The organism is Prosthecobacter sp., from assembly GCF_044222565.1.
Taxonomy (GTDB): domain Bacteria; phylum Verrucomicrobiota; class Verrucomicrobiia; order Verrucomicrobiales; family Verrucomicrobiaceae; genus Prosthecobacter.
The window spans coordinates 433,643-456,306 of record NZ_JBGANA010000001.1 but is presented as its reverse complement, the minus strand read 5'-3'; the positions used below and the strand labels follow the sequence as shown (position 1 = coordinate 456,306).

Genomic DNA, 22,664 nt, shown 5'->3' with positions numbered 1-22,664 from the left:
CACGAACTGTGCGACCATGAGGGCCGATGATTTGGAGGGCTGGAACATCAAGTACCGTCCCACTCCTCTCTTTAATTTCCATAAAATATTGATGAATCACCCTAAAATCACCCCGCGCAGAGGGGCGGAAACTCCTTTCGGAAATGGAATGATGTCTGCTCAGCGAAATCGATGCTCGACACATCGGTCATTTTTGTTATGGATGGCGAGCTTGTGACGCAAAGATGAAAAACAAATGGTTCAACATGCTGGGTGCCTGTGTGCTTCCGCCGCTCGTCGGTGTGGGGGTTTGCGCAGGGATCATCCATTTTTTGAAGGACCATGAAATGTTTCGAGTGGACCGAATCGCGCTGCCCACAGCCGCCAACAGTAAAGTACGTCAGGGGAAGCTGAGCGAAATCGGAGCTGAAATTCGGGCGGCATTGCCGGTGGACGCAACGTTCAGTCCAGAACGCACGCTGCCAATGCCGCAAAACCCGGACAAAGAGGCCATCCGGCGTGCGTCCGAGGCATCCAAGGCAAAAACTGTTTCTCCGGCGAAGCCTGCAAATGCCGAACCCGTGGTGGTCGCCGCTCCTAAAGCTGCAAAGCCTGCACCTCTGACCGCTGTCGAGGTGCCTGCCTGGCGGCCTCTCATTGATCCAATAGCTGAACATTGGACGCGCCTGATGCCGCGCACAGAGGCGCTGCCGCAGGCTTATCAGGCGGTGCTGAATGATGATTCCGCGCATCTGGCCAGGCTGATTGCGATGGGTATTTCACCGAATGAAATGACCCTGGGTGGCGACACGCCGCTGTGTGCGGCGGTGCGCATGGGCCGTGCTGACTGTGTGTATGTACTGGCTCTCTCCGGAGTGAACCTGAACCAGCCTGCACACGAAAAGCAGCCGCCGATTGCTCTGGCCTCCCTGCGCCGCAATGTGCCTGTGCTCAAAGCGCTGCTGGATTTTGGAGTCGATCCCAACACCCGGTTCAGCACCCCGGTCCTGAAGCAAGTCATTGACCGCTGTGCCATCAAAGATCTGCGCAATGCCATGGAGAGCGACCGCGGCATCACGCCGCTCATCTGCTGTGCCGCGCGTGGGGACGTGGAGGGGGCGGTGACACTGATGCGAGCCGGTGCCAAGCCTGGGATGGGCACCACCCGTTACCATCGTTATCCGATCAACTTTGCAGCCACGCAGGGCTACCTCTTCCTCATGCGCGTGCTGCTGGGCAGAGACCCCGATTCTGAGCCGGACACACTCGTCACTGTGGATCTCTCCAGCCAGCGTGCCTGGGTGACCAAGCAGGGGCGCATCATCAATCACACGATGGTTTCAACCGGCCGCCAAGGCTATGGCACACCGGCCGGGCGTTATGTCATCACCGACAAGCACACGTCCCACGTTTCCACGCTGTATCATGTGGCGATGCCCTGGTTCATGCGTCTGAATTGCGGGGCGATCGGACTGCACAGCGGATATGTCACGGGCCAGCCTGCCTCACACGGTTGCATCCGTCTGCCCTACGAAAAGGCGAAGCAGTTCTTCAGCCAGGTACGTGTGGGGGACGAGGTGGAGATTGTGTACTGAGGGCCGAAGGGGGGAGTTTACGTTGGTTTACAGTTGTTGACGATTGTTGACCGTTGTTTCCAATCCGAAAAACCACTGTCAACTACTGTAAACAACCGTCAACAATTGTAAACGGCTCCCCCTACAGCGCCTTCAGCAGTTTGTCGTGGATGCCGTCAAAGCCGCCATTGCTGAAGACGACAATGACGTCGCCTGTGTGGGTTTCCTGTTTGAGGCGGGAGACGATGGCGTCGGTGCTGGCTTCGAAATAGCAGGGCTTGCCACGGGCGGTGACTGATTCAGCCACTTTGGCGGTGTCGAGACGCTGGTCGGCGGCGACTTTTTCGGGATTGGCCACGGCGGCGATGACGGAGCCGTCGGCTTCGGTCAGGGCGTCGATCAGTTCGTTTTGCAGCACATTGCGGCGGCTGGTGTTTGAGCGTGGCTCAAACAGCGCCCACAGTCGGCGGCCTTCGTAACGCTGGCGCAAACCGCGCAGGGTTTCGCGGATGGCGGTGGGGTGGTGGCCGAAGTCGTCAATGATGGTGATGCCGTGGGCTGCTCCGCGCTCCTGCTGGCGGCGGCGGATGCCGCGGAAGCTCCCAAGGCCTGCGCGGATTTCGTCGTCGCTCAAGCCTGCAAAGCGGGCGGCACACACACACATGGCGGCATTGCGTGCGTTGAATTCGCCAACCATCGGCACTTCAAAGGCGGTGCCGTTGATTTCAAACTGCGTGCTCTCAGGTGTGGTGCCGGTGATGGCGATGCGGAAGTCGCAGTCCGTACCCAGACCCACGGTCTTGAAAGGGGCGGGGCATTTGGCGCGGAGGGAAAGGCAGTTGGGATCGTCACCATTCGCGAGAACCAGTCCGTTCCGAGGGACCGTGTTCAGGAAGCGCTGGAAGGAGAGCAGGATCTCGTCGAGGTCGCGGAAGATGTCGGCGTGATCAAACTCGATGTTGTTCACGATGGCGCACTCCGGCAGGTAGTGCAGGAACTTGCTGCGCTTGTCGAAGTAGGCGGTGTCGTATTCGTCCCCCTCGATGACAAAGAGATCGGAGTGGGTGAAGCGCGCGCCGGATTCAAAATTCTCCGGCACGCCGCCGATCATGAAGCCGGGGTTTTTGCCCGCGTGTTCGTAGATCCAGGCGAGCATCGTTGTCGTGGTCGTCTTGCCGTGCGTGCCGCTGATCACAAAGCTGCGTTTGCCCTGGATGACTTCGCGCTTCAGCATCTCGGCCATGGAGACGTAGGGGAGTTTTTTCTCCAGCAGGGCTTCGAGTTCGGGATTGCCGCGTGAGATCGCATTGCCCACCACATACACATCCGCTTGGAGAGGCAGATTCTCCGGCTTATAGCCTTCGGTCACGGTGATGCCTGCATTGCGCAGCACATCGCTCATCGGTGGATAGACCTGGTTGTCGGAGCCGCTGATGGTGTGGCCGAGGGCGCGCAGCGCGACTGCGGTGGAACCCATTGCGGTGCCGCAGATGCCGATGAAGTGAATGTGCTTGGGAGATGCCATGGAGGAGGGCGTGTGGTTCATGTCCCCACGCAGAGCGCGTACTAAAGCAGGCCTTTTTGCCCCCTGCTAAAAGAAAGTTCAGTTCGGCCGGAATAATCGCGCCGACGGGTGCTCACACGTTGCGATGGCTCGAATGAACGAAGCCAGCCGGAACTACCCTACAAACCAACGCACACCACATCCCCTATGAGCACCAAGCACATCATCGCCGCCGCCGCCTTCACCGGACTTCTTTCCGGAGCCTACGCCGCCCAGACCACCACCACGCAGAAGGCCGCCAGCCTCGGCGTCTCCATCGAAAAGATGGCCGACAAGGGCCAGCATACCTGCAAAGGGCACAACGACTGCAAAGGACAGGGCGGCTGCAAATCCGGCGACAACGGATGCAAAGGCAAGAACTCCTGCAAGGGCAAAGGCGGCTGCAACACCATGCCGAAGAAGTAAGGCCTGCAGACTGCCGCAGCCACCGGCACACCCCCGCGGGTGGCTGCGGCCAGTCTGATTTCACAGGATCAACCGTCATCTTTTGAACTACGAACCATGCCAGCAAACCCTCACAACGGCCACACAGACCTCGGCATTGGTCTAGGTCTTCGTGTGCCTCATTATCGGCACATCTTGGAAAAGAAGCCGGTCTGCGGCTGGTTTGAGATCATCTCCGAAAACTTCATGGTCGATGGAGGACGCCCTCTGGAAGTGCTGGACAGCATTTTGGAGCAGTACCGCGTCGTGCAGCACGGCGTCTCGATGTACTTCGGGAATGCAGACCCGCTGAACCGGGATCACCTCAAAAAACTCAAGCGCCTGGTGAAACGCACCAACACGCCGTGGCTTTCCGATCATCTCTGCTGGGGCAGCATCGATGGGCGCTGCTCGCATGACCTTCTGCCCATGCCATACACCAAGAGCGTGGCGAGACACACGGCCGAAAAGATTAAACAGGCCCGCGACTTCCTCGAAGTGCCCATTTGCGTGGAAAACGTGAGCAGCTATGCCGAATTCACGCAGAATGAAATGACCGAATGGGAGTTCCTCAACGAAGTCGTGGAGCACGCCGATTGCGGCATCCTGCTGGATGTAAACAACATCTACGTGTCCTCGCAGAACCATGGCTTCGATCCCTTCGAATATCTCCGAGCGGTGCCGCATCATCGTGTGGGCCAGATCCACATTGCCGGACATACACGGCATGAGCATGTGATCCTCGACACGCACGATCACCCCGTTCCCGATCCTGTGTGGGATCTCTACGCGGAAGCTGTCAAACATTCAGGCAGTACAGCCACGCTGCTCGAATGGGACGACAAAATTCCCAGCTTTGATGACGTCCATGCCGAAGCCCTTAAAGCCAACCGCTACCTGCATGAACACGCCCACGCCTAGCCGGCTTCGCACCAATGCCGACCTGCGCCAACTCCAGCGCACCATGGCCGCGGCGCTCATGCAGCCGCTCACGCGCAAAGATGGCATGCATGCCAGCACGCGGGTCGATTTCATCACGCCAAACGATCGCCTGAGCGGATTTGAGCGTCTAGAGATCTATGCCCGCCAGTACTGGTTCCGCCTGCTCGACTGCCTTTACGACGACTATCCTGCATTGCGCGTTTTGCTTGGCGAGCGCCGCTTTCACAAACTCTGCCGTGAATACCTGGCGCAGCATCCCAGCACTTCCTGGACATTGCGCAATCTCGGCTCCGCGCTTCCCGCCTTCATCACGGATCTAAAAGCGCGTGATGTTGCCCGCGTGGAATGGGCGCAGACCCTCGCTTTTGACGAGGCGCTGAAAAAGCCGCTGCACATGGATGATCTTCTTGGTGCCGATCCTTCCACTCTTCATCTTGGCCTTCAGCCCAGCGTGGTGCTTTTGCAGATTGATCACGCGGTGGATCACTTCATCACCGCGATGAAAAAATCTGACGCTGATGTGCGCGGTTCCGCCAGCCAGGCCATGTCGGAGGCACCCACCCGAGCACGTATCGCCAAGGCACCGAAATTGAAACGTGAGCGGGTGCATCTGGTCGTTCATCGTCACGACAACATGCTCTACTTCAAACGCCTCGCTCCGGAGTCTTTCGCCATGCTCGCCGCCTTGCGGGATGGGCTCACGCTTGCCGATGCCATTGAACTCGCCCTGACCGGAGCCAATCCGGAAACAGACTGGGCCGCGCAGATTCGCGACTGGTTCGCCGAATTTTCCCAGCTCGGCTGGTTCGTCAAATCTCCCCGCAAATCATGAAACCCTGGACCTTCGCCAACACTCTCCTCGACCGCATTGCAAGCTATCTGCCCGATCCCTTTTTGCTTGGCATCCGCCTGTACTGGGGCTGGCAGTTTTTCCAGACGGGCAAAGGCAAGCTCAGCGACATCAGCGCGCCCACCGCCTTTTTCACGGAGCTGGGCATTCCCTTTCCGCAACTAAATGCGTACATGGCCGGCTGCACGGAATGCTTCGGCGGGCTGCTGCTGCTTGTGGGTCTCTTTTCCCGGGTCACCTGTGTGCCGCTCATCATCACCATGCTCGTGGCCTACGGCACGGCACATCTGGATGTGGTGAAGACAATCTGGTCGGATGCCGACTCGTTCGTCACAGCGCCACCCTTTCTCTTTCTGCTCGCTAGTTTGATCGTGTTTATCTTTGGCCCCGGCAAGTTCTCGGCGGATGAACTTCTGCGTCGGCGAAAAAAATCGTGAATGCTGGGAATAACTGTTCCGGCCACGCCTCTCACCTGCATCTCCGACCCATGAAATCATGGAACTCACCCTTCAATTCGGCATTGAACTGCCTGCAACCCGCACGATACCTCGACGCGTGACTGACGCCGTGCCCAGCTTTGAGCAGATCGTGGACGCCCACTATCAGGGACTCTACCGGTTCGCCATGAGCATGTGCCGGCGTGAAGCCACGGCGCAGGATCTGGTGCAGCAGACCTTTTTGCAATGGGCCAAGAAGGGGCACACGCTCCGGGACGCCTCCAAGGTGAAGACCTGGCTGTTCACCACAATCTACCGCGAGTGGCTTAGCATCGCACGACGGGAGAAAAAGTACGAGGAGGTGGAATTTGAACCCGAGCAGCACGGGGCGGCGCAAAATCACGATGACGGCGAGAATCCCCGCGTGGACAGCGCCACCCTCCAGACCGCGCTGGAGGAGCTCGAACCCAACTACCGCGCTCCGTTGGTGCTTTTTTATCTCAAGGAGCTATCTTACCGCGACATTGCCGAGACGCTGGGGGTGCCCATCGGCACCGTGATGTCGCGCCTTTCCCGTGCCAAAGACAGCCTGCGCACTATTTTGCGCCGCCTGGAAGATTCCGCCGCCTCCAACATCATCCCCCTTTCCGCCTCGTGAACCGCGAAGAAGCCAGACTCGAACTCGACGCCACGACGCTCCGCCCCCAGGACGCGTCTCCCGAGGCGCGTGCGATGGCGGAGAGCGATCCTGAACTGGGCGCTTGGCTGAAACAGCGCACCGCCTTTGATGAGCAGGTGGCCGATGCCTTTGCCGCGTCGATTCCTGCCGGATTGCGTGAGAGCATCCTGCAAAACGTCCGGAAACCTGAGAAACGCCCCATGCGCTGGATTCTGCCCACGCTGGCTGCAGCCGCTGCTGCGGTGGTGCTCGGCTGGACCCTGCTGTGGCCCGTGAGCAGCGAGATGCCCGTCTGGCAGGCTGAATCGCTAGCCGCCGTGACGAAAGTCGAGTACGGCATGATGAAGGTCGATCACGCCTCGCATGATCTTGAAGCGCTCAAGAAGCAGTTGATTGCCCATCATTCGCCAACTCCGGCACGTCTTCCAGGCACGGTGGGCTCGATGCCTGTGCTTGCCTGCAAACGCATCCAAGTCGATGGGCGTCCAGCCTCCATCATCTGCTTTGAGATCCAGCCTGGCAAAGAGGCGCACCTCGTCGTGGTGGACAACAGCGGCCTTTCGGGAGCACCACCGCAACTCAAGCCTCAATTCAAACACAGCAAGAACTGGAACATGGCCAGCTGGAGCGATGGCAGCCAGACCTTCCTGCTGGCTACGACGGCCAATGAAGCAGTGCTGAAAAAGCTGTTTGGGCTGGCGTGAACCTGCTACGGAATCTCACTCACCTGCACCTTGGTATTTCCAAGCAGCGTGTGGCAGTTCACGCACTGCTGTCGCAGTGAAGCAAAGGCGGCCGGTGCGTGGCTCGCGTCTTGCTTCTGGAGGGTGGCTTTGAGCGTGGCGAAAGGCCCGCTTTCCCACCCTGCGAGCAGCGGCAGCAGATCAACTGGCGTGCCGTTGGATGCCTTTTGAGTGGGGGCGCTTTGGATCGTTTTGGCGACGCTTTTATGCATGCGCTCTGACATGGCCAGCGCAGCATCCCATTCACCTGCCTGCTGCAGTCTGCGCGTTTCCAGCATTTTGCGCTGGGCTGCTTTCATTCGGTGACTGTTCATCGTGCTGACACAGGAGGCCAGGGCGCACATCGTGACAAAGACGAAAAGTGGTTTCATGGGAGCGGCAAGTGAATCACCGTCCTTCAAATCTGTCACGACCTTTTGCCAGAGCCTCGATTTTGCGGTCGGCGACGCTGCGTTTCAGCATCCAAAAACCGCAGTCGGGGTGGATGAACTTCACGCGGCCTGCGCCGAGCTTTTTCTCTGCGGCTTCAATGCGGCGCGCGATTTCGTCGGCGGTTTCGATGTGGTTCACCTTGATGTCCACTACACCAAGGCCGACGCCGATTTTGGGATCGAGCTCCTTCAGAGCGTCAAGGTCTGCAGCAGGGCGGTGCGCGAGTTCGAGCACGAGGTGGTCCGCACGCAGGGAATTGAGGAAGGTGATGAGCGCGGCCCACTCGCCTTTCTGGATGGTCTGGCCGCCATAGTTGCCAAAGCAGAAGTGCACGGCCTTGGTGCCCTTGACGGCATCGAGCACGCGATTGATGCCGGCGGCGGCGATGGGGGCGTCGGCGGGGTTGCCGGGGATGTTCGCCTCATCGACCTGAACGCAGTCGCATTGCAGATCGGCGGCTTGGGCGGCCAAGGCATCGGCGATGGCCATGTTGAGAGCAGCGAAGTCGTTGTAGTGGGTGTCCAGCAGTGTGCGGGCCAGCATGTAGGGACTGGTCAGTGTGAACTTGAACGGACCACCTGCCACCTTGCCCGCACGGGCACAGTCTTCGGCCAGATTGAGAACACCTTCGGTGATGGGGCCGCGCACGACGGCGGCGGGTTTGCTGCGAAAGGCCATTTCATGCTTGGCCCGAAACGCTGCCGTATCAGCCCGACCGACGCGGCTGTCGATGCCGCCAAGCTTGTGGACGAAATATTCGATCATGCCGTTGGTGTCGGGATGATTGACGTCGAAGCGGTAGAGCTCGCCATCCGTGGGCAGGTCGATGCCCGCCTGCCGCTGGGTGTCGAAGACCACACGCGTGGCGTCAATGACGGCGGCTTCGCTGGGCAGCGCGCTGAGCCATTCGGGGACGGGGTAGGAGCCGACGGTGGTGGTCTGGATGGTGGCCATGCGGCAGACTAGTCAGCATCCCGCTGCCTTGGAAGCCGTGAGTGCCAAAGTCCAAAGGCGGGCAGGATTCGACAAGCAGGGCGCCTACTTCGCGTTCTTCGGCCCCTTGCCACGCACGCTCATCTTGAAGGGGACGCCGGGGGCGTTCCATTCGTCGCGGATGACTTTTTCCAGATAGCGCATGTAACTGTCGGTGAGCTTGGAGGCGCGGTTGGCGAAAAGAACGAAGTGAGGCACCGGGATGGCGAAGCCTTCAGCCTCATTGACCTGGGTGGCGTAGAGGAGCTTGAAGCTGTGCGTGCTGCGGCCGAGAGCGCCGGGGGTGTTCTCGATGGCCTGGGCGAGGAGGCGGTTGAGGGCACCAGTGCCGATGCGGTTCTGCGCGCCAGTGCGTACTTTTTCAATCTGCACGAAAAGCTTGCCGATGTGGTCCTTGTTCTTGGCGGAGATGGCCACCAGCGGGGCGTAGTTCAGGAAGAAAAACTCGCGGCGCATCAATTCGTCGAGATGTTCGATGCGGTCCTTCTGCTTCGCGTCAGGATGAAACAGGTCCCACTTGTTCATGACGAGGATGCAGGGCTTGCGCTCCTCCAAGATGAGCTGGGCGATCTTGCGATCCTGCATCTTGGCCCCGGCGGCGCAGTCGATGACGAGCAGGCAGAGGTCAGCGCGTTTGATGCTCTGCAGACTGCGGTCCACGCTGGAGATCTCGACGACGGTGTCGAGATTGGAGCGGCGGCGGATGCCGGCGGTGTCGATGAGCTGGTAGTGCTTGCCGTTGTAGGTGGCCTTGATGTCCAACGCATCCCGCGTGGTGCCGGGGACATCGCTGACGATGGCGCGGTCCTGGCCGAGAATGGCGTTTACCAGCGAGGACTTGCCTGCGTTTGGACGGCCGACGATGGCGAGCTTCAGCGGGCGGGTGTTTTGGTGCGCGATCGCGTCTTCTGTTTCCGTGGATTCCTTCAGTTCCAGACGCTCGGAGATGAGAGCCACGAGTTCGTCGATGCCGAGGCCGTGGGCGGCGCTGACTTCGAGGGTGTCGGGGAAGCCGAACTTGGTGAACTCGCTGGCGTTGAGCTTGCGCTTCGGGGAGTCGGCCTTGTTGCAGACGAGGACGACGGGCTTGTTGGTGCGGCGCAGCTCACGGGCGAGGCTCTGATCAATGGTGGTGATTCCATCGACGACATCGACGACGAAGAGCAGGAGATCGGCCACATCCAGGGCGATGGAAGCCTCGGTCTGCACCTGGTCGGTCAGGACGTCATCGGTGCTGGCACCGATGCCGCCGGTGTCCATGATCTCAAACCATGCCGGGCCGCGGCGACACTGCGCCACGATGCGGTCCCGCGTCACACCGGCCTGGTCGTGGACGATGGAGATGGTTTTGCCGGCAAGGCGGTTGAAGAGCGCGGACTTGCCCACATTCGGGCGTCCGACGATGGCGACGGTTTTGAGCATTGCTCAGAGAGCACGGTGCGCCCCCCGCGTCAATCTTGTCCCGCAGCCTGCAACTGCCGGACGCCGTCCACCAGATTGAGAATACCGGACAGGGCGGTGAAGGTGGCGGCGAAGAGGGTGGGCCAGATGAGCCATTCGGGCTTGAGGTCCAGCAGGATCCACAAAATGGCCGCCATCTGGGCAAAAGTGGCCGTTTTACCCGTCCAGTGGGTGTGGATCTGCACCTTGCCTGCGTAGTGGTCGATCAGGAAAGCGCCGCCTATGGAGAGCAGGTCGCGCCCTATGACCAGGATTGGGAACCACAGCGGAAAATGCTGCCGCCAGGAGGTGAAACTGAGCAGAATAATGGCGGCGAGCATGAGCAGCTTGTCCGCGAGGGGATCGATGATGGCCCCGAGGCGGGTGCGCATGTTGAACCGGCGGGCGATCCACCCGTCGATCGCATCGCTGATGGCGGCGATGCCAAAGACCGCCGCGGCCCACAGGCGCAGGGCTTCATTCGGATGCTCGCCACGGGCGCTGTCGCCATAGTAGATCACCAGCCCGATGAAGACGGGAATCAGCAGGATGCGGAAAATGGTGATCTGATTGGCGAGGTTCACTGTCCCTGAGTTTAAAGTTTAAGGTTTAAAGTTCAAAGTTTGAATGACGCAGCTTGAAAATTTAAACTGGGAACTTGAGACTGATTCATGCAGCAAATCGAGCCGGTCGATCTCTTGAACGCCTACTGTGAAGGGGCCTTCCCGATGGGGGAGGAGGACGGCTCTATTTCGTGGTATCGGCCCAAGATGCGCGGCATCCTGCCTGTGGCGGACTTCCATGTGCCGCGCCGGTTTGAGCGCTACCTCAAGGATCACCCGTTTGAGGTGCGGTGGAACACGGCCTTTGGCGATGTCATCCGTGGCTGCGCCGACCGTGAGAGCACCTGGATCACGGACGCCATCATGGACACCTACGAGGAGCTGCATCGCCTGGGTTTTGCGCACTGTGTGGAGGTATGGCGGGATGGGAAACTGCGCGGCGGCGTCTATGGGGTGAGCATCGGCGGGGCGTTTTTTGGAGAGTCGATGTTCAGCCGCGAGCCACAGGCCTCCAAAGTAGCCCTGACCTACCTGCAGCGCCGTCTGCACGCACGGGGCTACCTCCTGCATGACACCCAGTGGACCACGCCCCATCTGGCCATGTTTGGCGGGCACGAGATTCCCTGCGCGCAGTATCTGGAACTGCTGCAGCGGGCGATCCTGCGCAAGGCGACGTTTATGTGAGGCGCGCTCAGCTCTCGAAATACGTGTAACCGCGCAGCCCTGCCTCAAAGCTTTCCATGATCTCGCGGCGCTCGATGGCGGTGATCCGCTTGGAGATGACGGCGCTTTCGGCCAGATTGCGGAAGCGGGTGAGCATGTCCTTCGGATCATACTCCACGTAGGTGAGCACTTCGGAGACGCTGTCGCCTTCGAGCTCGCGGCTGTACTTCACCTTGCCGTTTTCCACACGGACGCTGACGACGTTTGTGTCGCCAAGGAGATTGTGCAGGTCGCCGAGGGTCTCCTGATAGGCACCGACGAGGAAGATGCCGAGCATGTACTCGTGGCCCTTTTCGATCTGCGGATCGTGCAGCGGCAGGGTGGGGTTGATCCCGTGGGAGTGGGCAAATTTGTCGATCTTGCCGTCGCTGTCACAGGTGATGTCGGAGAGCACCGCATTGCGAGTGGGCTTTTCCTTGAGGCGATGGATTGGCATGACCGGGAAGATCTGGTCGATGGCCCAAAGGTCGGGCAGGCTCTGGAAGACGCTGAAGTTGCCGTAGTAAAAGTCGGTCGTGATGGTCTCCAGGCGGTCCATCTGGTTGCCGTCATGCTCGCAGCTTTCGCGCATGCGGTCCACCCAGGTGAGGATGTCCCAGTAGAGCTCTTCGCCGTGGGCGCGCTCGCGCAGATTGACTTTGCCGTAATTGAATTCGCTGCGGAGTTTGTCGCGGTAGTAGATGGCGTCGTTGTAGATCTCCTGCAGGCGGTCGCGGGAGGTCTTGGTGGCATGCTTTTCGGCATCCAGGCGCAGCTCGTACAGATTGCGGAGCAGGGGTGGCGCGTCCTTGTCGATCTCAAGATCAGCGATGCTCTTGCGCGGCTCAAAGCGGTTGATGTCGAGGATGTTGATGATCAACACAGAGTAGTAGGCCACGATGGCGCGGCCGGATTCGGTGATCAGATCCGGGTGCGGCACGCCGGCCTCGGCGGTGACTTCGGTGATCGCCTCGATGATGTCGGCGCAGTATTCCTTGGTGCCGTAATTGCTGCTGGCTTCGCTGGCGCCCTTGAGGCCGTCGTAGCTGATGGCCAGACCGCCGCCGAGGTCGAGAATGCCCATGCGTGCGCCTTCCTGCACGAGCCCAACGTAAACGCGGGTCGCTTCAGTCACCGCCTGGCGGATGGCACGGATATTCGGGATCTGCGAACCCTGGTGGTAGTGCAGCATGCGCAGGCAGTCGAGCATTCCTCTTTCACGCAAGTGATCGACCACATGCATGAGCTGCGAAATGTTCAGGCCGAAGACGCTGGCGTCACCGCCGGAGCCGCTCCAGTGACCTGCGCTTTCCGCGCTGAGGCGGAAGCGCACGCCGAGCGTGGGGCGCACGCCCATCTTCTCGCAACGCTCAAGAATGAGGTCCAGCTCTGTGGGCATTTCGAGCACGAGGATGACCTGCAGGCCCATCTTCTGGGCATAGAGCGCGAGGTCGATGAATTCTTCGTCCTTGTAGCCGTTGCACACGATGTAAGCTTCAGGGTCGTGCATGTAGCTCAGCGCGGCTATGAGCTCCGGCTTGCTGCCGGCTTCCAGGCCGTAGTGATACTTGCGGCCGTAGCGGGTGATTTCCTCGATGACTTCCTGCTGCTGGTTCACCTTGATGGGATACACGCCGCGATAGACGCCCTGGTACTTGCCTTCCTTGATCGCGGAGGCGAAGCCCTCATTGAGCTCGTCGATGCGCCAGCGCAACAGATCGCCGAAACGGATGAGCAGCGGGAGCTGAGTGCCGCGCTCGCGCAGTCCTTTGACGATGGAGGCGAGCGAGACGTCCTTGGTTTTTTTGCCGTCCTTCAGCTTCACCACGACCTCGCCGGTCTTTGAGATGTCAAAGTAATCATGCCCCCATTCGCGGATGCCATAAAGCTCGGCGCTGTCGTCGGTGGTCCATGCGGGGGATTTCATTTTCGTGGGCGGGGTTGGAGGGACTTTCAAGGGGCGCGATTATGGGGGCAAATTTGGAAATGCAAAGCGACATCTCAGGGAGGTTCGGGCGCAGCCAGATCGTTCCGGACGGCCGTTGCGGACTTGCGGAAGGCGAAGGGGAGGTAAAGCAGGTAGTAAAACACGAGGCCGACGCCGATGGTGCTGAAATTGTACCAGGGCCACGGGCCGAGCTGGTCAAACAGGCTTGCCTGCACGGGTTTCGCGCACTGAAAGGCGTAGTTTGTGCCGAGCGCCCAGTTCACCACGGCGACCACCGCATACCAAACGAGGGAGAAGCCCATGACGCGCGGCACTGAGCCAGGTCGCGGACGGGCGCCCATGGCAGAGACGACATAAAACGCTGTGACCGGCACGCCTCCATGCATGATGAAGAACAAAACGAAGCGCGGATCTGGGAAATCATAAAAAAGAGCGGGCGTCAGCAGCCCCTGCAGGGTGCCGGCGACACCAAAAAAGTACACCACCTCGCAGGGGAACTGGCGGCGAGTCCACAGCGCAATGACTGCCGCGTAGGTGGCTACATCGCAGTACTGCAACGGCAGCATGATCTGCGTGGTAAGTGTGCCTTGGTATGCATTGACCGCCAGGCCGACGGGATACACGACCAGCAGCAGCGCGCCCAGTACGCGCTGCGAGGCGACAGCCCAGCGCGTGCGGGCGAGCAGCAGCATGACGACGAAGACCCCCAGAGTGATGAGGAGAACCGCCTTGTGGGAAGGGCCGAAGGGATGAAAAGCGGGGGGCACGCACCTACCATACGCGGCTGTTGCGGAAGTCAGTCGGTTTGTGGCATGCTGCGAAGATGTCACGCGCCTATCGTCCCTACTCAAGCTCCAGTAAGCAGATCAGCGGCGGTTGCGCCGTTCTGTTTGGGCTGCCGTTTATTCTGGCCGGACTGGCCGTGGGTGTGTTTGCCTACCTTTGGCCGATTGTGTCATGGTGGTCCGCGCGAGGCTGGGAGGAGGTGCCTTGCTGGATCGAAAAGACCGAGCTCAAAATCACCAGCAGAGCCAAAGGCGGCACCAACTATCACGCCCATGCGAGCTATCGCTATGAGTTTGACCGCCGTGAATATCATTCGGAGAAGGTGAACTTTTATGACGGCTCCGACCGCAAAGGGGGCTTTGAAGAGAAGGGGTATGAGCAGCTCAAGGCATTCGAAGGCAAGGCGCGGCCCTTCCGCTGCTACGTGAATCCGGTGATGCCGGAGGAGGCGGTGCTTTTTCGCAATTTGCGCTGGGGGCAGCTGCTCATGATTTCGATTTTTCCGACCCTCTTTCCGCTGGCCGGGTTCACGGTTTCGATCAGCGGCTGGCTGCAGAGGCGCAGGGCGGCGCAGGCTGCACGGCTGGCCGCGCAGCATCCAGACTCACCCTGGCGCTGGCGCAGTGAGTGGGCTGGAGATGCGGTGCAGGCGAGGGCGGACGGCCTGCCCTATATCCTGGGCATTGCTGGCTGGATTCTCCTGGTGCAGCTGCCGCTGGTGCTCGCGGTGATTGTAGGAGGCGAGATCGCCCATTCATCCATGGCTTTATTTGCATTGCTGCCATCTGTGCTGGCGCTGATCCCGCTTGGCTTTGCCTGGCAGCGGGTGAAATCACGCCGCATCCTGGGACGGCCGACTTTGAAGCTCGGGCAGCTGCCGCTTTCGCCGGGGCAGGTACTGGCAGGCGAACTTCGGTTTGATCGCGAACCTTCCACCCTTGGCTCCGTTTCAGTGCAGGTGCTTTGCCAGCGCGAGATCACCCGCAGCAGTGGCGACTCACGCACGACGACCAAGGAGATGATCTGGGAGCACACAGAGACCTTGCCCACTGCCTTGGCGCGGCGTGACATCGACGGGGTGGGACTGCCGCTGCGTATTGCCATTCCGCGCGGGCTGCCCTGCTCTGCCGTGGACGAGGCATCCATCGTCACGAGCAACGGTGAGCAGCATGTGTGGACGCTGACGATCAGGTCCTCGCGGGGCGTCAAACCCGTGGTGCTTCCGCTGCCGGTGTTTGCGTCGCAAGCTCAGGCAGATGAGGTGGAAGCCGTGGTAAAAGAAGCGGATGAGGATGGCATCACCCTGAGCACGGCCGATCTCGTCGCGCGCCTGAAGGTGCGGGGTCTGCAGGCGGAGTTTGATCCGGATGGCGCTCCCATCTCCATTGTCTGTCCGGCAGGCAGGTTCCGCGGCCTGGGGATCTTTCTGCTGTTCTTTGGCGCGTTCTGGTCCGCAGCATTTTTATTCATGGTGATGCAGGACGCGCCATGGATTTTCAGGGTGGTCTGGGGCATCACCTCGCCGCTGATCATCGCCACCGGTTTCTGGACCTTGCTGCACAGCCGCCGCGTCGAAATAGCGGGTGGCCGGTTGCGCATCCTCAACCGTGTGGGTTTGTTCTATTCGTGGAGCGACACATTTGAGAAGCACCAGATCACCGGTTTCGTATACGACAGCAACATTCAGTCCGGAAGCCAGTTCTTTTACCGGGTGCGTGCGGAGACGATTTTTGGCAAACCGAAAACGGTGGTCGATGGCATCACGGAATCCGTGACCGCGCAGGTCTTGGCGCGAAGGCTGGAGGCATGGAGGGAGCGTGGGTGAATCTTAAACACTAACCTCCATCTCTCAACGCCACGGCGGGATCCACGCGTGCGGCAAACCAGGAGGGAATCAGCGCTGCCAGGAGGCAGAGGGCCACGGCGGTGGTGCAGATGGCGATGAGGTCGGCCGGGTCGGTGTGGGCGGGGATGCTGGAGAGGTAGTAGATGGACTGGGGAAAGATGTCCCGGCCGGTGAGGTGGATGATTTCTCCGCGCAGCCAGTTGCGGATCCCGAGCACAAAGAATCCGCCAGCGAGTCCTGCCAGCACACCCACGAAGGCGACTATGCCGGCCTGCGAGACAAAGATGGCGATGATCTGCCAGGCGCGTGTGCCCAGTGCCGTGAGAATGCCGATCTCGCGACGCTTTTTCACGGTGACGGTGATGGTCGTGTTCATCACGCAGATGGAGGCGACGAGCATGATGAAGAGCAGGATGAACCACATCATCGTGCTCTGGTTCTTGACAGACTCCAGCATCATGCCGTGCTGCTGCTCCCAGGTGCTGTAGCTCCAGCTTTCTGGCAAGGCGCCGGACCCATACATCCCCTTCATGACGCTCTCTGCGTTTTCCGGATCCTTAAGCTCCAGTTCAATGCCGCTGATGTTGCTGTCCAGACTGAAAAACTCCTGCGCGACGTGCAGCGGCACGTAGCCACGCTGTCCGGCTGTGTCTCCGCGCAACGTGGCGACAAGCTTCAGATCCTTCGACAGCACGGTGACCTTATCAAAGGCTTCGGCCCGTTTTTTAGAATCCGCATCTTCAGGTATTTCGCGAACCTGCTGGATGAACTGATTCACGCTGTCCGAAGCGTAAACGACGAGCGTGTCTCCCACCTTAACCTTGAGCTCCTTGGCAAATTTGTCGCTGAGAACGATGCAGTCGTCCTTTAGATCGAAGTCTCCCGGGCGGGTGACGGCTTCCCCCTTCTCGTTTTTGGTTTCCGTATCGCCATCCTTGTCAGCGCGGATGTGCTTCTTGAGTTTTTGCAGCAGTGCATTGTCGGGTTCATCCACCAGGCCGATGACGCTGACGCCCTGCAGGCTGTCCTCGCTTTCGACCACGAGCACTCCCTCGCGACCCTCCCGCGTGTGGCTGACCACGGGCACGGCGGAGACGACGTCCGGGTGTTGCGCCAGAGTCTTGCGCAGTTCGCGCCAGTCCACGGGCTTTTCACCAGCGGGTTCGCCATTGGGCCCGAACATGGACTGCACCATGACATGCGGCTCGAAGCCGATCAGCATCTTGCGGAATTCACGCTGCCAGCCGCTGAAGACGGACATCACAAACACCAGCACGCCAACGCCCAGCATGACGCCCAGCATCGAGATCACGGTGATCACCGAGATGAACGAGCGCGTAGGGCGCAGGTAACGCAGGGCAAGAAAAAAGGGGGCGCTGGTCATGGCGTGTTTGAGTGGGTCAATCGCGGAGCGCGACGGCGGGATCGACGCGCGCGGCCAGCCATGCAGGGGGCAGCGCAGCGAGAAGGCAGAGGGTGATGGAACCCAGGCAGGTGACGGCGATAAACCAGGGCTCGATCTGTGCCGGAATGGTGGCCAGAAACATGCCAGGGTCGGCTTCGCCGCCACCGTTTAGAACAGCGATTCCCAGACGTATCTCATCACGGTAGCGCAGTACCACGCCGCTGAACACGAGACCGAGCACAGTGCCCAGCATGCCGACGAAGGCCGCCTGGGAGACAAAGATGCCCACGATCTGGCTCTGCGATGAGCCCAGCGCGGTGAGAACGCCGATCTCCCGCCGCTTCTGCATGGTGACGGTGATGGTGGTGTTCATGACAGAAAACGCGGCGACAACGGCGATGATCAAAAGCACGATCCACATCATCACGCGCTCATTGCTCATCGCGGCGAGTCTGGCATCTCCGGCATCCGTCCACAGGGAGGCGCTCCAGCCAGGAGGGACGATGCCCGCTGCTGCAAAGCGCTTGCTCACTTCCTTCACCTCGCTGGGCTGCTTGAGTTCAATCAGAACCCCGCTGACCTTGTCGCCAAAGCCGAAGATCTGCTGCGCGGTGGTCAGGGTGACATAGCCATAAGCTCCGCCCGTGTCTGCACGGATGCTGCCCACCATGCGAATCTCCTTTGGGTGGAGCTTGATCTCGTCATACGCCGCCTGACGCTTTGTTTCATCCTGCATGTCCATGGCGGCGTGGTAGCGCTTCACGGCGCTGGTGACGTTGCTGGAGGCATACACGCTGATGCTGTCTCCGGGCCGCGCATTGAGCTCCCTTTCCACGTAGTCGGGGCACACAACGCCGCCAGGCACGAGGTCCAGAGAACCCTCCGCCTTGTTTTTGGCGACCTTGGTCATGTAAAACTTAGCGCCATCCTCAGGCAGGCCCAGCACGTCCATGCCAGACTGCCGGCCGTCGCGCTCCGCATACATGACGCTGTTGATGTAGGTGCTGGAGGTCAGCACCTCCGGCTGCTGCTGCACTTTGGCCAGCACATCGGCCGCGGTTTTAGCGTCGGTGGGCTTTTTGCCTTCGGGATGCAGCAGGATGTGCGGCTCTGAACCGATGAGCGTTTTGCGGAACTCGCCCTCAAAACCTTTCATCACCGAACTGATTACGATCATGGTCAGCACTCCCAGGGCGACGCCGAGGATGGAAATGATGGTGATGACGGAGACAAACGAACGCTTCGCGCGCAAGTAGCGGCGGGCGAGGAAGAGGGTGGCGTTCGAAAGCATGGGGTGGCGCACCAAAGCGATGCCCGGGCTATTTCGCAACTGCCGTGATGCCAAACAACGGCAATGATTTCTGCACGGACTGATACACACCCCAGCTGAGGGGCAGGGCCACCCAGGCCCAGGCGACGAGAAGGAGGACGGTTTTCATGGCGAATCAGGACTGGGTGTTTTCAGCACGGTGGTATTTGGAGTCCACCGGACGGACGAGCAGATTGGCGAGCAAACCGACGATAAGCAGGCCGACGAGGAGGTAAAAGATCGAATTGTAGGCCTGTTCTGGCGGCATGATTTTTTTGTTTGCCGCGGACAGCCGGTCCATGAGTTGCGGACCGATGATGGCCGCCATGGACCAGGCGGTGATGAGACGGCCATGAATGGCACCGACTTGGTAGCTGCCAAACAGATCCCGCAGATAGGCGGGTATGGTGGCAAAACCGCCGCCGTACATGGTGAGGATGAGCCCGGTGGCGATGACGAAGAGCGTGACGCTGCCCTGGCCCTGAATCCATGGAACGCTGGCATACAGTGCTGCACCGAGAATGAAGTAGATGCAGTAGACGCCCTTGCGCCCGATGAGGTCGGACATGGAAGACCAGAAGAAGCGGCCCCCCAGATTGCACAAGGAAAGCAGGCCCACGTACCCCGCGCTCGCCGCCGGTGTGACCTTGAACATGTCCTGAATCATCGGCGCGGCCTGCCCCAAAATGCCGATGCCGGCGCTTACGTTCATGCAGAGCACAACCCAGAGCAGCCAAAATTGCGGCGTCTTCCAAGCGGTGTCCACCGCCACGCTGGCCGTCGTGACAAGTTTTGCCGTGTGCTCTTTTGGCACCCAGCCTTTCGGTGTCCAGTCTTCGGGTGGCACTCGCACGATCAGCGCACCGAAGAGCATGGAAAGGACGTACAGGCCTGCCATCACCAGCAGGGCCTCGCTGGCTCCCACTGAATTGGCTGAGGCAAAGCGTTTCATCAATTCTTCGGCCAGCGGACCGCCGATCAGCGCACCGCCTCCAAAGCCCATGATTGCCATACCCGTGGCCATGCCGGGGCGGTCGGGAAACCACTTCATCAAAGTGGAGACTGGCGCGATGTAGCCCAGCCCCAGGCCGATGCCGCCGATCAAACCATAGCCGGCATACAGCAGCCAGAGCTGGTGCAAGCGCACTGCGATGGCGGTAATGACCAGGCCGCTGCAAAAGCAGATCATGCTGGCCATCATCGTTTTGCGCGGGCCGCTGCGTTCCACCCACTTTCCAAAGACAGCAGCAGACAGCCCCAGAAGGGCGAGGGCGATGGAGTAGGCCACGCCCACATCTGCCTCGCTCCAGTCTCCAGTGACCGGGGCTGTGACGCCCAGCACCCTGGCGAGCGGCTTCTTAAACACGCTAAAGCCATACACCTGGCCGATGCACATGTGCACGGCAATGGCTGCGGGCGGGACGAGCCAGCGGCTGAATCCGGGCGGGGCAACGGTGGCTTCGCGGGAGAGAAAACTCATGGTTGATCGTGGTTGGAGATCGAACAAAAAACCTAACGGGGAGCCGGTTGTTCAGACAAGGAAAGAATGAAGAATGACAAGAAACGAGCGGTTTTGCACGTTCTGAGCACTGCCCGGTGACATTTGCCGGGTTCAATCCACCCACTCCACCTCGATGAAAACACTGCTTACCATCTGCGCCCTCTCCTTCGCCTCCGTCGCCATGGCTGCCGACAAATGCCCCGTCAGCGGCAAGCCTGCTGACTCCAGCATTACCAGCAAAGACAAAGACGGCAAAACCGTCGCCTTCTGCTGTGAAAAGTGCAAAGCCAAGTTTGACGCCAAGAACAAGTAGTAATTCCCCGTGCTGAGGTCCTCAGCATCTGAAAAGCGGAGCCGGGAAACTGGCTCCGCTTTTATATTTTCAGCGCTGCCGGCCTTCGCGCTCCCGCATCTTGCGCTCATAGCCTAGGGTGACGAAATCTTTGTCGCGGGCACGCAGCAGCGCGTCGTCGAGGGAGATGAAGCCGTGGATGGCCAGGTGCGTCACGCTGTCGTCAATGGTATGCATGCCATCGTTCGCACCGATCTGGATCAGGCTGGGAAGCTGCTGCAGTCGGCGGGAGCGGATGCATGAGGCGATACCTTGATTGTTGACCATGATTTCCGAGGCCATCACGCGGCCGTCCTGGTCCAGACGCGGCATCAAATTCTGGCAGATGACGCCTTGCAGGCAGTTGGCCAGCTGGGAGGCCACGAAGTCCTGCTGGTCCTCCGGAAAGGCGTCCAGCACGCGCATGACGGTGGAAGGAGCATCCTGTGTGTGCAGCGTGCTGATGACAAGGTGGCCCGTCTCCGCGGCAGTCAGAGCGATGCGGATGGTCTCCAGATCGCGCAGCTCGCTGACGATGATGATATTGGCATCCTGGCGCAAGGCGCTGCGCAGGGCCTGAGCAAAGCTGTGGGTGTCGCTGCCCACCTGACGCTGGCGTACGAGGCTGCGCGAATGCTTGAACACGTATTCGATGGGGTCTTCGATGCTGACAATGTTGACCTGACGCTCGCGGGAGATGTGCTGCGTCATCGAGCTGAGCGTGGTGGTCTTGCCGGAATTGCTGGTGCCGGTGACGAGGATCAGTCCGTCGCGCAGGCCGCAGAGATTTTCCACCGTAGGGCCGTGGCCCAGATCACGCAGCTCGGGAATCACGTCAGGAATGAAGCGGAAGGAGGCCTCAATGCGGCCGAGCACGTAGCAGGCATTGCCACGGAAGCGGCCCAGATTTTCCACCTGAATGGCAAAGTCCAGCTCCCAGTCCTGCTCCAGCTTGGTTCGCTGTGTTTCCTTCAGCACACCGAAAACAAGTTCGCGGATGTCGCCGATGTCGAGGATCTCGTCCGTCAGGGGCTGAAGCTGGCCGAAGATGCGTCCCGTAGGCGCGGCGCCCACGCTGAGGTGCAGGTCCGAGCCCCCCTGGTTGGTGACCATGGCCAGGTATTCGATGAGATCGTGGGAACGCATGATGGGTGAAGTGAGTGTCAGGAAATGCCCCGGGCGGCGCGGCGGAATTCAGCCTCGTTGCCGATGGCAGCGACGGCCTCGGCTTCCGAGATCACGCCCGCCTGATAGGCAGCCACGGTGGAGTGCAGGAAGGTGCGTGTGTTGGGGTCGCTACCACGGCTGAGGTAATCCGTGATGTCCCCGATGTTACGTTTGGCGATCCAGTCTCTCACGGCGCCGCCGTTTTGGATGTATTCCGTCAGGAGGACGAGCTTGCCCTGAACGTTCTGGACAAGTTTCTGGCACAAAACGCCGACCAGCTGATGCGAGAGCAGGTGCAGACCCATGCCGACCTGATCCGGAGGGAAGAGGTTCACAAAGCGTTCCATTGTGTCTGAAACGGTGGCGGAGTGCATGGACGCGAGCACGAGATGACCCGTCTCGCAGGCTTGGAGGGCGGTGAGAGCCGTTTCCTGATCGCGGATTTCCCCCACGAAAATCACATCCGGAGCCTGGCGCATGGCGCTGCGCAGTCCGCGGGCAAAGGTGGGAGTGTCTCGGCCTACCTCACGCTGGGTGAAGAGGCAGCGGTTGTTGGAGAATATGTACTCCACAGGATCTTCGATCGTCACAACATGACGTGCGATGTTCTCATTCATCCACTGCAGCAGCGCGGCCAGCGTGGTTGATTTTCCCTGGCCGGTGGCTCCGGTGACGAGGATCATGCCATGCTGCTTCTGCGCCCAGCGCTGCAGCAGCCAGTCGGGAGCGCCAAGCGTGTTCAAGCTGGGGATGTCCGTGCGGATGCGGCGCAGCACGGCAGCCATACGGCCCAGCACCTTGTGCAGATTCACGCGGAAACGTGTGTGCGTGCGGGAGATCAGGCCGGAGTCACGGTCCGTGTCATTGAGCGTGTCTCCACCGCATGCCTGCCAAAGACCCGCCATGTGAGGCAGCAGCAGCGGATCATCGCCAAAGATCATGAGCTGCTCATTGATCTTCATGCGCGGCACCTCGCCTTCCTGCAGAAAGATGTCACTTGCCTGGTGTTCTTCAGCGGCTTGGAGGATGTCGTCGAGAGTGATGGCCATG

22 protein-coding genes are annotated in these 22,664 nt (G+C 60.1%); 10 read left to right on the top strand and 12 right to left on the bottom strand.

Annotation, left to right across the window (positions count from 1 at the left end; translation table 11 throughout):
* Window positions 1-224: 224 nt before the first annotated feature.
* Complete coding sequence (locus tag ACILSR_RS01800) at window positions 225-1,574, top strand: L,D-transpeptidase family protein (protein WP_395748007.1); 1,350 nt, start codon at window positions 225-227, stop codon at window positions 1,572-1,574.
* A gap of 121 nt (window positions 1,575-1,695) precedes the next feature.
* Here the strand turns inward: ACILSR_RS01800 and mpl are convergent, their stop codons facing one another.
* Window positions 1,696-3,078, bottom strand: a complete 1,383-nt coding sequence (gene mpl, locus ACILSR_RS01795; RefSeq protein ID WP_395748006.1) for a UDP-N-acetylmuramate:L-alanyl-gamma-D-glutamyl-meso-diaminopimelate ligase — start codon at window positions 3,076-3,078, stop codon at window positions 1,696-1,698.
* Between the two features lie 186 nt (window positions 3,079-3,264).
* On the opposite strand from mpl, the gene ACILSR_RS01790 reads away from it, so the two are divergent.
* The 6 genes from ACILSR_RS01790 to ACILSR_RS01765 all read left to right on the top strand — a co-directional run bounded on the left by ACILSR_RS01790 (window position 3,265) and on the right by ACILSR_RS01765 (window position 7,152).
* Complete coding sequence (locus ACILSR_RS01790; RefSeq protein ID WP_395748005.1) at window positions 3,265-3,522, top strand: hypothetical protein; 258 nt, start codon at window positions 3,265-3,267, stop codon at window positions 3,520-3,522.
* 96 nt (window positions 3,523-3,618) lie between these two features.
* Entirely contained in the window at window positions 3,619-4,461 is an 843-nt protein-coding gene (locus tag ACILSR_RS01785; protein WP_395748004.1) for a DUF692 domain-containing protein, read from the top strand.
* A complete protein-coding gene (locus tag ACILSR_RS01780) occupies window positions 4,442-5,314 on the top strand; it encodes a putative DNA-binding domain-containing protein (protein ID WP_395748003.1) in 873 nt (290 codons plus the stop codon). The genes ACILSR_RS01785 and ACILSR_RS01780 overlap by 20 nt, the downstream gene beginning before the upstream one ends.
* A complete protein-coding gene (locus tag ACILSR_RS01775; protein WP_395748002.1) occupies window positions 5,311-5,769 on the top strand; it encodes a DoxX family protein in 459 nt (152 codons plus the stop codon). Before ACILSR_RS01780 ends, ACILSR_RS01775 begins: the two co-directional genes overlap by 4 nt.
* Before the next feature lie 58 nt (window positions 5,770-5,827).
* Window positions 5,828-6,427, top strand: coding sequence for an RNA polymerase sigma factor (locus tag ACILSR_RS01770; protein ID WP_395748001.1), 600 nt, complete (start codon window positions 5,828-5,830; stop codon window positions 6,425-6,427).
* A complete protein-coding gene (locus ACILSR_RS01765) occupies window positions 6,424-7,152 on the top strand; it encodes a hypothetical protein (protein WP_395748000.1) in 729 nt (242 codons plus the stop codon). Before ACILSR_RS01770 ends, ACILSR_RS01765 begins: the two co-directional genes overlap by 4 nt.
* A gap of 5 nt (window positions 7,153-7,157) precedes the next feature.
* On the opposite strand, the gene ACILSR_RS01760 is transcribed toward ACILSR_RS01765, so the two are convergent.
* The 4 genes from ACILSR_RS01760 to pgsA form a co-directional block, all read right to left on the bottom strand.
* Window positions 7,158-7,562 (bottom strand): hypothetical protein, encoded by a 405-nt coding sequence (locus tag ACILSR_RS01760; RefSeq protein ID WP_395747999.1) that lies wholly within the window; start codon window positions 7,560-7,562, stop codon window positions 7,158-7,160.
* A gap of 16 nt (window positions 7,563-7,578) precedes the next feature.
* The gene (locus ACILSR_RS01755; RefSeq protein ID WP_395747998.1) at window positions 7,579-8,577 is read right to left on the bottom strand and encodes a cobalamin-independent methionine synthase II family protein; all 999 of its coding nucleotides are present in this window, start codon (window positions 8,575-8,577) and stop codon (window positions 7,579-7,581) included.
* Window positions 8,578-8,661: 84 nt separating this feature from the next.
* On the bottom strand, window positions 8,662-10,038 hold the full coding sequence (der, locus tag ACILSR_RS01750) for a ribosome biogenesis GTPase Der (RefSeq protein ID WP_395747997.1): 1,377 nt from the start codon (window positions 10,036-10,038) through the stop codon (window positions 8,662-8,664).
* Between the two features lie 29 nt (window positions 10,039-10,067).
* Entirely contained in the window at window positions 10,068-10,640 is a 573-nt protein-coding gene (gene pgsA, locus ACILSR_RS01745) for a CDP-diacylglycerol--glycerol-3-phosphate 3-phosphatidyltransferase (protein ID WP_395747996.1), read from the bottom strand.
* Window positions 10,641-10,727: 87 nt separating this feature from the next.
* Here pgsA and aat point away from each other — a divergent pair, with 87 nt between their 5' ends.
* On the top strand, window positions 10,728-11,303 hold the full coding sequence (aat, locus tag ACILSR_RS01740) for a leucyl/phenylalanyl-tRNA--protein transferase (RefSeq protein ID WP_395747995.1): 576 nt from the start codon (window positions 10,728-10,730) through the stop codon (window positions 11,301-11,303).
* A 7-nt stretch (window positions 11,304-11,310) separates the two neighbouring features.
* Here aat and speA read toward each other — a convergent pair whose 3' ends face one another.
* Window positions 11,311-13,248: a biosynthetic arginine decarboxylase gene (gene speA, locus ACILSR_RS01735; protein WP_395747994.1), complete on the bottom strand. Its 1,938-nt coding sequence runs from the start codon at window positions 13,246-13,248 to the stop codon at window positions 11,311-11,313.
* Between the two features lie 74 nt (window positions 13,249-13,322).
* Window positions 13,323-14,036, bottom strand: coding sequence for a TIGR02206 family membrane protein (locus ACILSR_RS01730; RefSeq protein ID WP_395747993.1), 714 nt, complete (start codon window positions 14,034-14,036; stop codon window positions 13,323-13,325).
* A gap of 56 nt (window positions 14,037-14,092) precedes the next feature.
* Here ACILSR_RS01730 and ACILSR_RS01725 point away from each other — a divergent pair, with 56 nt between their 5' ends.
* The gene (locus tag ACILSR_RS01725; RefSeq protein WP_395747992.1) at window positions 14,093-15,880 is read left to right on the top strand and encodes a DUF3592 domain-containing protein; all 1,788 of its coding nucleotides are present in this window, start codon (window positions 14,093-14,095) and stop codon (window positions 15,878-15,880) included.
* A gap of 10 nt (window positions 15,881-15,890) precedes the next feature.
* Here the strand turns inward: ACILSR_RS01725 and ACILSR_RS01720 are convergent, their stop codons facing one another.
* The 3 genes from ACILSR_RS01720 to ACILSR_RS01710 form a co-directional block, all read right to left on the bottom strand.
* Window positions 15,891-17,285 carry an ABC transporter permease gene (locus tag ACILSR_RS01720; protein WP_395747991.1) on the bottom strand — a complete coding sequence of 465 codons (1,395 nt, stop codon included), beginning with the start codon at window positions 17,283-17,285 and terminating at the stop codon, window positions 15,891-15,893.
* A gap of 16 nt (window positions 17,286-17,301) precedes the next feature.
* Window positions 17,302-18,597 carry an FtsX-like permease family protein gene (locus ACILSR_RS01715; protein WP_395747990.1) on the bottom strand — a complete coding sequence of 432 codons (1,296 nt, stop codon included), beginning with the start codon at window positions 18,595-18,597 and terminating at the stop codon, window positions 17,302-17,304.
* A gap of 154 nt (window positions 18,598-18,751) precedes the next feature.
* Entirely contained in the window at window positions 18,752-20,095 is a 1,344-nt protein-coding gene (locus ACILSR_RS01710) for an OFA family MFS transporter (protein ID WP_395747989.1), read from the bottom strand.
* Between the two features lie 154 nt (window positions 20,096-20,249).
* On the opposite strand from ACILSR_RS01710, the gene ACILSR_RS01705 reads away from it, so the two are divergent.
* Window positions 20,250-20,429, top strand: a complete 180-nt coding sequence (locus tag ACILSR_RS01705) for a hypothetical protein (RefSeq protein WP_395747988.1) — start codon at window positions 20,250-20,252, stop codon at window positions 20,427-20,429.
* 69 nt (window positions 20,430-20,498) lie between these two features.
* Here ACILSR_RS01705 and ACILSR_RS01700 read toward each other — a convergent pair whose 3' ends face one another.
* Both ACILSR_RS01700 and ACILSR_RS01695 read right to left on the bottom strand, forming a co-directional pair.
* Window positions 20,499-21,593: a type IV pilus twitching motility protein PilT gene (locus tag ACILSR_RS01700; RefSeq protein WP_395747987.1), complete on the bottom strand. Its 1,095-nt coding sequence runs from the start codon at window positions 21,591-21,593 to the stop codon at window positions 20,499-20,501.
* Window positions 21,594-21,610: 17 nt separating this feature from the next.
* On the bottom strand, window positions 21,611-22,663 hold the full coding sequence (locus tag ACILSR_RS01695) for a type IV pilus twitching motility protein PilT (protein WP_395747986.1): 1,053 nt from the start codon (window positions 22,661-22,663) through the stop codon (window positions 21,611-21,613).
* Window position 22,664 lies beyond the last annotated feature (1 nt).